Below are 11,299 nucleotides of genomic sequence, written 5' to 3'. Positions count from 1 at the left end.
ATCTTATATCTATTGTTTGATGGTTGTTCCAAGTTTACAAGAAAATTTATCCAATGCAATAATGGAAAGCATGGCATGCGGTAAACCTGTGGTGGCTTTTGATGTAGGTGGAAATAGCGATATGATTGAACACAAGATTAATGGTTATTTAGCAAAGCCATTTGATACTTCTGACTTTGCAAACGGTATAGAATGGGTATTAAATGCATCAAACTACGATGCGCTTTGCAAAAATGCAAGGGGAAAGGTAGTAAAAGAGTTTGATAGTAAGGTGGTAGTAGAAAAGTATGTGAGATTGTATCAGGAAGTATTGAGGAATGGTGATCAAAAGACAGTGATCGGAAAGGCAAAAGCAGTGAATTGTGAGAGGGAATAGTTAGTCTGGGGTTAATTTGTTGTTAGATGATAGTTGGTTAGGTGAAAAAAATTGTAAAGTTAGCATTATTAATTTCTAAATTTTTGAGTGCTTGAAATTTATCTTATTATGGGTTATGTTTTTATTGTAAACAACCACTATAATTTTAATAAATGGTAAGTGCTTTAGCTCATAATAATTAATTATTTTATGAGAAAAAATCCAAAGGGAATAAAAATTAAAAATATGACAAAGTGTTCTGATCATCATTTACAGTTTTCTTCTCCCGATCACAAATTACCGATCACTACTCACCACCTTTATCTCCGTTCCTTTGACGACTGTCTCAAATACGATAAAAATGGCAGAGTCACAGAGGACACAAAATTTAGCATTAATTATCCAGCGCTAAAAATACAAAACTCAAAGTTTATCGGCTCTTCGGATGATAAATTTGAAACGATGCTTTTTGTGCCAGAAGGGGAAAACCGTCAAGGTGAAGGCGGCCTTAGGACAAAAGGATATTTCAAACATTCATATAAAATGGTGGATGGTGAATGGTTCATAGTTGATAGTGATAATAATCCTGTCATTCCAGCACCAGAGGATATACAGTCTAAAATAAAACAGTACCTGACATCCACAGCCCAACACCAAACACCTGTTACAGAATTTCCTTTAATCACTGTTATTACAGTAGTCTATAACGGCGCTAAATACCTTGAAGAAACAATATTAAGCGTCATCAATCAAACGTATCCAAATGTAGAATACATCATTATCGACGGTGGCTCCACCGACGGCACCCTCGACATCATCAAAAAATATGAGGATTATATCGATTATTGGGTAAGTGAAAAGGATAAAGGAATATACGATGCAATGAATAAGGGATGGATTTTAGTAAATAAAAATTCAAGAATTTTATTCCTAGGTGCTGGAGACACAGTGTTGTCATTACCATCTCAAAAAACTATAATAGAAAATAATGATAGCATCATATATGGTAAAGTTTACCTAAAAAGTTCAATATTTAATTCTGTGCATGGATGGAAATTAAATATAGGAAATACTTTGCATCATCAAGCACTTTTAGTACCCAAAATATTGCATGTTGGACCTCCTTTTAACATTAAGTATCCAACTTATGCTGATTATGATTTTAATTTGCGGCTTTATAGAACAGGGGCTAAATTTATAGGTGATGATAAGTTTATAAGTTATGCTATGCCAGATGGGGTAAGTGCACAGCTAAAGATTTTAGAAATGACTAAAATATCTATAAGAAACTCTGGCTTATTTTGGGGAGCGTTGTCTTTCTTGTATTGTTGCTACCAACATATTAAATCAAAAAACAATAATTTTATTAAAAGATAAAATCTATGCCATACGAACATTTTGCACTATTATTCTTGGAGAATTTTGGTTTCAATTTATTTATCGTTTTTTTGACAATGACTTCAGTTTTATTGGTTTATAAAAAAAATATTTATTCATTATTTGACCCTTTATTGTTTTTTTTAATTTTTTCTTCAGCTGGGTATAGCGTAGTTTTTATTCTATTTTTTTCAGGAGATATAAAACTTTATTATGTTGTACATTTTTTACTTACTCAAGCATTTTTGATTTTTGGTTTTTTACTTTTTAAACCAGTGAACTTAAAGAAAATAAGAAAACCTGAACACTTTTTTTATTTAAGAATTTCAAAAAGAGTAAAAGTAATATATTTGTTATCAAGTTTTTTTTATTTAATAAGTCATTTGTTATTATACACATTCAAAGGAATACCATTATTTATGCCATCAAGGCTTGATGCTACAGTGGGCGGCTTTGGGTTTATTGCATCTATATCCTCCACAACAAGTGTAATTATATTAAGTTATTTAAGTTATAAATTTTTATTAGGATTCAAATTTAAAATTTTTGATTATTTGATCTTTTTTTTATTTATTATATTTTCTATACTAAGTGGTTCTAAAAGTGTTTTTATTAGTGCTATATTTGTAGGATTTTATGTTGCATATTTTATATCTGTTAAATTATCAATACCTACAATTATGCAAAAATTTAACAAAGCATCCTTTAAAATATTTTTGCTAGCTTTTATAACATTAATTATTCTTACAATTCTACTTACAGATGAACACCCTTTGATAAGAATTGTTTTTCGTATTATTATGACGGGAGATATTTATATGATGTCTTATGTAGATGATAACATAAATTTAATTGAAGGAAATTTTTTTAATCTTGTTTTGCCGTATAGATTAGTTGATATTTTAGGATTAGAACATGTTAGAGTAATTGGTAATCAGTTGGTTGAGATTGTGTATGGCATAGAACAAAATACAGGCCCTAATGCAAGACATAATGTATTGGGCTATGTTGCATTTGGATATTTTGGTGCAATTATATTTTCTTTTCTTCTTGGGACTTTAATCGGTTTTTTGAGAAACAAGTTAATCAAATTAGTAAAAGGAAATTTAGAATCATTGATATTTTTTGTTTTAATTTTATCAAATGTATTTTCTTTAGAGGCAGATCTTAGTTATGCCGTTTTTTCTTATATTTCTGAATTAATCGTGTTCTCATTAATTTACACAGTAAGTTCTGTGTTAGTAGAAAATAAAAAAAGGACTTTTTGATCTTGCTATAACTTAGTAGATACAAAGATAAGACTATTATAAAAATATATAGAGAGGTGAATAAAAATGATTAAAAGGAGAGTTTACACAAAAGAATTTAAGATTGAAGCAGTAGAACTTACTTTAGATTCTACAAAGACTGTAAAAGAGATTTCAGATGAATTAGGAGCTCCTTACCAGTTATTATGCAAATAAAGGAGTGAATACTTACAGGAAGGCACAAATATGCAATATCTACAAATTTATTAGAAAAAAGAGTTACAGTATCAAAACCTAATGAGGTCTGGGTTTCAGATATTACTTACATTAAAACAAGAGAGGGATTTATTTATCTAACAACTGTTATGGATTTATATAATCGTGAAATAGTGGGTCATTCTAGATCAAACAGTTTAACAGCTATTGACACAACAATTAAAGCATTAAGAAATGCCTGTATTAAGAGAAGACCTTATACTGGATTAATATTTCATTCTGACAGAGGGGTTCAGTATGCATGTAATGATTTTAGAAAGTTATTAAATTCATATGGCTCGAAACAGAGCATGAGTGGCAAAGGGAATTGTTATGATAATGCTGTTTGTGAAAGTTTTTTCAAAACATTAAAAAGAGAACTTCTTTATCTAAAGAAAGGTGGTTATAAATCAAGAGTAGAGGCCAAAAGAGAGATCTTTGAATATATAGAATGTTTTTATAACTCTAAGAGATTACATTCTGCTCGTGGATATAATAGCCCAAGAGAATATTTAGAAAGATATTATAGAGGTTATTTCAAATGTGCTTAACTTTGTGTGGAAAAAATTGTTGCAATTCCAAAATCAATATTCCGCAGTTTAACATACAAAACTCAACAATTTCAGGTAATCCAGATGATAAATTTGAAACAATGCTCTTTTTGCCTGAAGGTGAAGGTAGACAGGGCGAAGGTGGCATTAGAACAAAAGGGTATTTCAAACATTCATATAAGTTGGTTGATGGTAAGTGGTTTATAACTGATAGTGATAATAATCCTGTCATGCCAGTACCAGAGGATATACAGTCTAAAATAAAGCAATATCTGTCATCTAACGCTCAATATCAAACACCTATTACATATCTTCCTCTTATTACTGTTATTACAGTAGTCTATAACGGCGCTAAATACCTTGAAGAAACAATATTAAGCGTCATCAATCAAACATATCCCAATGTGGAATACATAATCATCGACGGCGGCTCCACCGACGGCACCCTCGACATCATAAAAAAATATGAGGATTATATTGATTATTGGGTAAGTGAAAAGGATAAAGGGATATATGATGCAATGAATAAGGGGATAATGTGTGCAAATGGAAAATGGCTTCTTTTTGTTAACATTGGGGATATCTTGTTAAAAATACCTGATTATAAACAGTTAGATGAAAATATGGATTTGATTGTAGGAAAAGTAAAAACTATAAGTGATAAAGTTGAAATTGTTCACTGTCCTGAATGGAGTTGGAAAATAAAAATTAAAAATACATTACACCACCAGGGTATTTTATATAATAGAAAAAAGATGAGTTTATTTAATTTAAAATATCAGGTATTCTCTGATTTTGATAAAAATCAAATCATGTATAAGTTCCATAAAAATTATGTTAAATTGACCGATGAACTAATCTCATCTCATCAATTAAATGGAATTTCAAATTCTAAGAATTTTTTTTCGGAAAATTATAAAATAATTTTATCAAATTTTGGTTTTATTTATTTGATAATAAGTTTTATTTACTACAAACTTGCTGGAATTAAATATAGATATAAAAAAATTAAAAATGAGATATATAATTTTATTAGTAATTTACAATAAAAAATTGTCTGAGTCTGAATCTGTTAACTCCATAAAGAAATCAAAGGATATTATTAAAGATTCTAAATTAATTATTTGGGATAATAGTATAAATGCCCAATCTTCTGATGAACTAGATGGATTGAAAAAAGAACTCAATGAATTAATCGTGGAATACATTCATACACCTGAAAATACTCCTTTATCAAAAATATACAATACAGTACGTTTGAATTATTATGATGAATCTTATAAATTTTTAGTTTTGTTGGATCATGATTCCAAATTTGACAAAAACTTTTTTTTAGCCCATTTAGATGCTTTAAAAAAATATGAAAGGACAAATTTATACATACCTCTAATAAAATATAAGAATCATTTGATAAGTCCAGCCTATTTGTTTTATTTTAAAGGTTTTTATTTTAAAAAAGAAATTAAAGGTAATGTTTTATCTTTATTTAAGACAGCAATTAATAGCGGTATGATTATTGATTTCAATTATTTTTGTAATAAATACAAAGGTTATGATAAACGTTTAAAATTTTATGGCACAGATAACTACTTTATGAAAGATTACCAAAAAAATAATAAAAAGTTTACGATTATTGATTATATCATTGACCATGATCTAACATATTCTGTTTTAAATAAAAATAAAGATAAAGAAACATTCCTTAAAAGATATAAAGAAGACAATAATGCACTTTTAATTAATAATGAAAATCCTTTAATACTGAGGTTGTTAGTAAAAATTTATATTAAATTAAGATCGGTTTATTATATGATGAAATTTAGAGATATGAGATTCTTGTATGATTAATGACTTAGAGAGTTTACTACGTAATTCTTTAATAATAATCTTTAGCTTTTTAGTATATGCTTTTATATATAAAAAATATTATAAGGCAATATATGATCTTTTATGCATCCTCAAAAGAAAAGGCGGATGAACTCTATAAGAGCTTTTACGAGAAATGGAATAAAGTGATTCCTTCGGCGGTGAAATCATTAAGCCAGTCGATAGAGGCTTGTTTGACGTTCTTTAAGTTTCCCGATGAGGAATGGATATCATTACGGACAACAAATATTGTTGAGCGGCTGAATAAGGAATTCAAGAGAAGAACAAAGTCTATGGAAATAGTAGCTGGAGAGAATGCCTGTTATAGGCTCCTTGCATTTATATCGTTAAAGATGGAGTTGAGCTGGCGATCAAATCCGATAGGAAAGGTGCGGCTCAATTTGCCCCTTTATCAAATTTACACAAAATAGTTGACAGTACCTAAAAAAATTGTTCAATTCTAGTAATAAAAAAATAGATTTAGTTATAGCATCAAGATTTTTAACTCAGCCAATTACCGGAGTTCAAAGGTATGCTATTGAGATAAGTAAAACCATTAAAAAACTGAATACAAAATACAACATATTGTTTGTTTCTCCGCAAAACATAATTCATAATAAAATTGCAAATATTTTGAGTGTCAAGAAAATAGGAAAGTTTGAAGGGCATTTATGGGATCAGATTTCACTTCTAAAATTTTTAAAATCAAATGCTAATCCCTTAGTGGTAAACTTTTCTAATACACTACCAGTTTTTTATAAAAATAAGGTTATTACTATTCATGATATCATTCATCTAAAACATCCAGTTAGCTATAGCTATAGAAAATACTATGAAATTATTTTTCCTTTAATGATTAAATACTCAAGACATATTATAACTGTTAGTGAATTTTCTAAAAAAGAGATATCGACTTATTTTGGTATTAGTAATGATAAAATATCTGTTGTCTATAATGGAGTGAATGAAAAATTTAAGCCAAAGAAAATAAAAAGTAACGAGAGATATATTTTAGGTGTTTCTTCAATAGCTTATCATAAAAATTTCATAAGTTTAATTGAGGCATTTCTTAGGTTAAAAGTTAAAAATATGAAGCTCTATATTGTAGGTGGCTTAAATGAAAAAATATTTGGGAAAAATAGTAAAATAATTTTAGATAGCTTAAAAAATAATGATAGCATTAAGTTTTTAGGAAGAGTTTCTGATGAAAAACTCATCGAATTGTATTCAAACGCAGTTTGTTTTGTTTATTCATCATTGTATGAAGGATTTGGAATTCCTCCTCTTGAAGCTCAGGCATGTGGATGCCCTGTTATTTTATCCGACATTCCTGTTTTTAAGGAAATATATAGTGATTCAGCATTCTATTTCAATCCGTTAGATTTTGACGATATTGCAACTAAAATTGCAAAAATTTTGTACGATGATAATTTAAGAACTTTTCTTATAAGTAAAGGATTTGAAAATGCCAAAAAATATACATGGGAAAGCTCCGCAGTTTCTTTTTTGAAGATAATAGAAAAGGTGATTAATAATGATTGATTTATCAGTATCAATAGTTTTATATAGTAACAACAAAGATCAACTATTAAAAGTTATTGACAGTATTATTAATACTTCACTTAATTTAAAATTATATTTAGTTGACAATTCAAATAATGATGATTTAAAAGAGTTGTCAACGATAGATAGAAGGATAGAATATATATTTAACAATGCTAACTTAGGCTATGGCTCAGCTCATAATATCGCTATGCGAAAAAGTATAGCTGATAGTGTGCCTTATCATTTAGTGCTAAATCCTGATATATATTTTGAAAAGGGGACAATAGAAAATATCTATGAATATATGGAAGAAAACCCAGATGTTGGAAACATAATGCCTAAGGTTTTATATCCTGATGGAGAAATCCAGTATTTATGTAAACTTTTGCCTACTCCCTTTGATCTATTTGGAAGAAGATTTTTAAATTTTGGGGTATTTAGAAAAATTGTTGAAAAACGAAATGAAATGTATGAGTTACGCTTTACAGGCTATGATAAAATTATGAATATTCCTTATCTATCTGGTTGTTTTATGTTTTTAAGAGTAGATATTTTGAAAAAAGTTGGATTATTTGATGAACGATTCTTTATGTATCTTGAAGATACGGATTTGTCAAGGAGAATATACAGAGTTGCGAAAAATATTTTTTATCCGTATATACATATTTATCATGAATATGGAAAAGGATCTTACAAAAACAAAAAACTACTCATGTATCATATACAATCTGCGATTAAGTATTTTAATAAATGGGGCTGGTTTAATGACAGTGAAAGAAAAAAAATAAATCAAGAAATTTTAGAAAAATTTGGATATAATAAACCAAACTCTGGAGGACTGAAAGATGACAGAAAGAGAAACTAAAGAATCACATGAAGACGAGATAGACCTTTATGAATTGCTTCTTGTTTTAAAAAAGAGAATTAAGCTTATTATTGCAGTTTTTGTGCTTGGTGTGGTAGCTGCAACAGTGATGAGCTTTTTAATGCCAAACATTTATCAGGCAAGGACAACTATGTTGGTGGATTCTTCTTTCACACAGGCTTTTTTAAATAATCTTCAGCAGTATCAGTTTAAAGGAGAAAATAAGTTTTCTTTTATAATCCCGTTCCAGGCAAATCAGCAGGTTAATAATATGGGGCTTGCTATATTGAACAGTCTGGAATTTAAAAAGAAGGTTTTAAACAGAATCAAAGCGATTTATGGCAATACAGAAGAAATTCAGAATTTAGAGAGAAGTCTTGGAAATAAGAAAAGCCTATTTGAAAGCAAAGTAGATAGAGAAACTCAGGCTATTGTAGTTTTATCCGAACATAAAGATAAAAAACTGGCAGAGGATATCTTAAAAGCTGCTGTTGAGGAGTTTGAAAAGGAACTGGACAAGGTTTCGCAGAATTATCAGAAAATGTTCGGACAGGGTTATGAGAAGTCAGATAAAAACAGCATATTTATATTAAATGTGGTTGAACAGCCAACTTCCCTTGATGCTCCTGTAAAACCTAAAAGAAAGTTAATTATAGCTGTATCGGGAGTAACATTTCTGATACTTGGAGTGTTCTCTGCTTTTGTTGTTGAGTGGTGGAGCAGGATTAGATCAACACAGTAAAACTCATAGTTTACAAAAGTGTTTGTATAGTTTTTTGAGGTGATGTAGATGCTGATATATTTGATAGTTTCATTTCTGATTTCATTTATTTCATGTTTTTTTATCATAAAAGTATGTAAAAGGAAAAAATCATTAATTACAGACCATGTTCATGACGGGATCCAGAGCTTTCATAAAAATCCCACTCCAAGGCTTGGAGGAGCTGGACTTTTTCTTGCTTTTATGGTGACAGTGGCACTGGTTTTATACAGAGGAGAAGGTTATAAACTTATCTACGCATTTGTATTTCTTGCCTCAATTCCAGCTTTCTTAAGCGGTTTGATTGAGGATGTTACAGGAAAACTTTATCCCAAAATAAGGATGCTTTTTATTGTTATTTCCGGAGTTCTGGCTTTTTTTCTTGCAGGTGCAGTTGTTGTAAGGGTTGATATTCCATATGTTGATGCCTTGTTTCAATTTCAGCTGGTTTCTTTTATATTCAGTCTGGTTGCTATAGCTGGTCTTACAAATGCTGTAAACATTATTGACGGATTTAACGGGCTTGCAAGTATGGTAAGCATTATGATTCTTTTAAGCATCAGCTTTGTTGCTTATAAGCTTGGAGATTATTTTATTGTTACCTCATGTGTGGTAATGGTAGGAGCGCTTGCAGGATTTTTTATATTAAATTATCCGTATGGGCTTATTTTCCTTGGCGATGGAGGAGCTTATTTTACAGGATTCTTCATTGCTGTGATGAGTATCCTTCTTGTTAAAAGACACCCTGAAGTATCAGCATGGTTTGCTGTTTTGGTAAATATCTATCCAATATATGAAACTTTATTTTCAATATACAGGAAGAAGCTACTTAGAAAACGTTCAGCTATGAGTCCTGATGGGCTACATTTTCATATGCTTTTTTACAAGGTTATAGTTAAACGTCTTCTTGGAACAGATAATCCCATTTACAGAAATCCTGCCACATCGCCTTTTATGTGGATGATCAATCTGCTTGGAGTTTTGCCAGCTTTGCTTTTCTGGAGAGACACTGCTCTTTGTGTGGTTTTCAGTTTAATATTTATTTTGATTTACACATCTGTTTACTGGAGCATTATCCATAAGAGAATGCCTCATAGAAAAAGTAAATATTAAATAGCTAAGCAATTGAACGATTTTTTTATGATAGATGTATCTTAACACGGGAAGGTTGTTTTTCCCGTGTTAAGATGGTGGAGCATGTCAGACAATTGTCTGTCTGATTAATATTTGGATTTAGGCGCTTTTTTGTCCATGTCACTTTCTTTGGCTTTTTTGACCACGCCATTCTTAATTTCGACCTTATCACCAACCTTTAATCCTGCAGCATCCTTTACTTCAAATGATGCTTCATTGCCTTTCTCATCAATTACCAGCAGAGATTAGCAGAAAGCCTCGCCACTTGTGGCAGGGAGAAGTTAGACCAACTTAACTTGACAGTGGTTAAAAACCAGTTTATAATAATACTTAAGTTAAAGTATTACAAAAAATGAGGTAAGAATATGCCCAAAATTACTGATAAAACTGTTTTAACCAAAAAATCCCAGATTACACTGCCTAAAAGAATAAGAGAGTTTTTAAAACTTAATCCAGGAGATCAGGTTAAATTTGTTTTAGAGGGTGGTGAAGTTAAACTTATTCCTTTTAGGTCAAGTATTGAAGAAGGTTTTGGTAAGGTGAGTGCAAAGAAAAGACCGGAGGATTTTAAGGAAATAAGAAAAATTGTGGAAGAAGAGATTGCCGAAGATGTCTTAAAGGAGTTTTGATGAAGTTTTTGGATACTAATTTACTGTTACGCTACTTCACGGCAGATGACAAAGAAAAAGCTTTGTCAGTTCTTGAATTATTAAAAAGAGTAGAGAAGGGTGAAGAAAAAGTTATAACAACTCCTCTAGTTATTTTTGAGACCATTTTTACTCTTCAGAGTTACTACAAAATTCCAAGAGAGGAGATAAAAATTTTAATACTTCCAGTATTGAACTTAAGAGGGTTAAAGCTGGACTACAAGGATATATTCGAGCATGCACTGGAGATTTACTCTCAAAAAAATTTTTCATTTGCAGATATTTTTAACTATTGTTTTATGTTAAAAAACGGAATTAATGAAATCTACAGTTTTGATGAAGATTTTGACAGCCTGGAAGGAATTAAAAGAACTGATATGCCCCCATTTTTTGGAACAAGATAAATACGTATATATGGTTTTTTAAAAATAACGCACCCCGATACTGAAACAGTATAATTATGCATCTTGCTTAAAAACCTCATAAGGTGTTTTACCTCCAAGACTGCTGTGAGGCCTGTGAGTATTATAGAATATTCTGTGTTGCTCCACTACCTCTTTTATATATACAGTATTTTCAAAAAAATTTCTATTCAGACATTCATCGCTGTAAATTTTCGTGAAAATTTACAGTTTTTATGATAGATGTATCTTAACACGGGAAAAACAACCTTCCCGTGTTAAGATGGTGGAGCATG

14 protein-coding genes and 1 pseudogene are annotated in these 11,299 nt (G+C 30.1%); 14 read left to right on the top strand and 1 reads right to left on the bottom strand.

All coding sequences use genetic code 11. From position 1 onward, the window contains the following. The first annotated feature begins 19 nt into the window (after positions 1–19). From G581_RS0107880 to G581_RS0107815, 14 genes and pseudogenes are all read left to right on the top strand, one after another. On the top strand, positions 20–376 hold the full coding sequence (locus tag G581_RS0107880; protein WP_028845358.1) for a glycosyltransferase: 357 nt from the start codon (positions 20–22) through the stop codon (positions 374–376). A 189-nt stretch (positions 377–565) separates the two neighbouring features. After that, positions 566–1,732 carry a glycosyltransferase family 2 protein gene (locus G581_RS12260; RefSeq protein ID WP_051179070.1) on the top strand — a complete coding sequence of 389 codons (1,167 nt, stop codon included), beginning with the start codon at positions 566–568 and terminating at the stop codon, positions 1,730–1,732. Positions 1,733–1,737: 5 nt separating this feature from the next. Next, positions 1,738–3,000 (top strand): O-antigen polymerase, encoded by a 1,263-nt coding sequence (locus tag G581_RS0107870; RefSeq protein ID WP_156875233.1) that lies wholly within the window; start codon positions 1,738–1,740, stop codon positions 2,998–3,000. Between the two features lie 66 nt (positions 3,001–3,066). Beyond that, the gene (locus G581_RS11930) at positions 3,067–3,195 is read left to right on the top strand and encodes a transposase (RefSeq protein ID WP_038065619.1); all 129 of its coding nucleotides are present in this window, start codon (positions 3,067–3,069) and stop codon (positions 3,193–3,195) included. 8 nt (positions 3,196–3,203) lie between these two features. Beyond that, entirely contained in the window at positions 3,204–3,785 is a 582-nt protein-coding gene (locus G581_RS11055) for an IS3 family transposase (RefSeq protein ID WP_083962670.1), read from the top strand. Then, positions 3,776–4,834 (top strand): glycosyltransferase family 2 protein, encoded by a 1,059-nt coding sequence (locus tag G581_RS11050; RefSeq protein ID WP_051179066.1) that lies wholly within the window; start codon positions 3,776–3,778, stop codon positions 4,832–4,834. The genes G581_RS11055 and G581_RS11050 overlap by 10 nt, the downstream gene beginning before the upstream one ends. Further along, positions 4,800–5,633, top strand: a complete 834-nt coding sequence (locus tag G581_RS0107850; protein WP_028845356.1) for a glycosyltransferase family protein — start codon at positions 4,800–4,802, stop codon at positions 5,631–5,633. The genes G581_RS11050 and G581_RS0107850 overlap by 35 nt, the downstream gene beginning before the upstream one ends. A 95-nt stretch (positions 5,634–5,728) precedes the next feature. Beyond that, a pseudogene (locus G581_RS0107845) lies at positions 5,729–6,082 on the top strand (transposase); the annotation flags it as partial. Positions 6,083–6,101: 19 nt separating this feature from the next. Further along, on the top strand, positions 6,102–7,193 hold the full coding sequence (locus G581_RS0107840; protein WP_028845354.1) for a glycosyltransferase family 4 protein: 1,092 nt from the start codon (positions 6,102–6,104) through the stop codon (positions 7,191–7,193). Next, a complete protein-coding gene (locus G581_RS11045; RefSeq protein WP_051179064.1) occupies positions 7,186–8,061 on the top strand; it encodes a glycosyltransferase family 2 protein in 876 nt (291 codons plus the stop codon). Before G581_RS0107840 ends, G581_RS11045 begins: the two co-directional genes overlap by 8 nt. Beyond that, positions 8,042–8,803, top strand: coding sequence for a YveK family protein (locus G581_RS0107830; RefSeq protein ID WP_028845353.1), 762 nt, complete (start codon positions 8,042–8,044; stop codon positions 8,801–8,803). The genes G581_RS11045 and G581_RS0107830 overlap by 20 nt, the downstream gene beginning before the upstream one ends. Before the next feature lie 48 nt (positions 8,804–8,851). Continuing rightward, positions 8,852–9,934, top strand: coding sequence for a glycosyltransferase family 4 protein (locus G581_RS0107825; RefSeq protein WP_083962668.1), 1,083 nt, complete (start codon positions 8,852–8,854; stop codon positions 9,932–9,934). Between the two features lie 386 nt (positions 9,935–10,320). Further along, positions 10,321–10,584 (top strand): AbrB/MazE/SpoVT family DNA-binding domain-containing protein, encoded by a 264-nt coding sequence (locus G581_RS0107820; RefSeq protein ID WP_028845351.1) that lies wholly within the window; start codon positions 10,321–10,323, stop codon positions 10,582–10,584. Continuing rightward, the gene (locus G581_RS0107815; RefSeq protein ID WP_038065556.1) at positions 10,584–11,006 is read left to right on the top strand and encodes a PIN domain-containing protein; all 423 of its coding nucleotides are present in this window, start codon (positions 10,584–10,586) and stop codon (positions 11,004–11,006) included. Before G581_RS0107820 ends, G581_RS0107815 begins: the two co-directional genes overlap by 1 nt. A gap of 54 nt (positions 11,007–11,060) precedes the next feature. Here G581_RS0107815 and G581_RS11925 read toward each other — a convergent pair whose 3' ends face one another. Next, the gene (locus G581_RS11925) at positions 11,061–11,216 is read right to left on the bottom strand and encodes an integrase core domain-containing protein (RefSeq protein WP_420835051.1); all 156 of its coding nucleotides are present in this window, start codon (positions 11,214–11,216) and stop codon (positions 11,061–11,063) included. Between the last annotated feature and the right edge of the window lie 83 nt (positions 11,217–11,299).

The organism is Thermodesulfovibrio thiophilus DSM 17215 (assembly GCF_000423865.1).
Classification (GTDB): domain Bacteria; phylum Nitrospirota; class Thermodesulfovibrionia; order Thermodesulfovibrionales; family Thermodesulfovibrionaceae; genus Thermodesulfovibrio; species Thermodesulfovibrio thiophilus.
This window is presented reverse-complemented; position numbering and strand designations above follow the sequence as displayed.

Bases quoted from the DNA above. Each gene is read 5' to 3' on its own strand.
- G581_RS0107870 (WP_156875233.1), top strand. From the start codon at position 1,738: ATGCCATACGAACATTTTGCACTATTATTCTTGGAGAATTTTGGTTTC.
- G581_RS0107880 (WP_028845358.1), top strand. From the start codon at position 20: ATGGTTGTTCCAAGTTTACAAGAAAATTTATCCAATGCAATAATGGAA.
- G581_RS0107820 (WP_028845351.1), top strand. From the start codon at position 10,321: ATGCCCAAAATTACTGATAAAACTGTTTTAACCAAAAAATCCCAGATT.
- G581_RS12260 (WP_051179070.1), top strand. From the start codon at position 566: ATGAGAAAAAATCCAAAGGGAATAAAAATTAAAAATATGACAAAGTGT.
- G581_RS0107830 (WP_028845353.1), top strand. From the start codon at position 8,042: ATGACAGAAAGAGAAACTAAAGAATCACATGAAGACGAGATAGACCTT.
- G581_RS11045 (WP_051179064.1), top strand. From the start codon at position 7,186: ATGATTGATTTATCAGTATCAATAGTTTTATATAGTAACAACAAAGAT.
- G581_RS11050 (WP_051179066.1), top strand. From the start codon at position 3,776: ATGTGCTTAACTTTGTGTGGAAAAAATTGTTGCAATTCCAAAATCAAT.
- G581_RS0107815 (WP_038065556.1), top strand. From the start codon at position 10,584: ATGAAGTTTTTGGATACTAATTTACTGTTACGCTACTTCACGGCAGAT.
- G581_RS0107850 (WP_028845356.1), top strand. From the start codon at position 4,800: ATGAGATATATAATTTTATTAGTAATTTACAATAAAAAATTGTCTGAG.
- G581_RS0107825 (WP_083962668.1), top strand. From the start codon at position 8,852: ATGCTGATATATTTGATAGTTTCATTTCTGATTTCATTTATTTCATGT.
- G581_RS11930 (WP_038065619.1), top strand. From the start codon at position 3,067: ATGATTAAAAGGAGAGTTTACACAAAAGAATTTAAGATTGAAGCAGTA.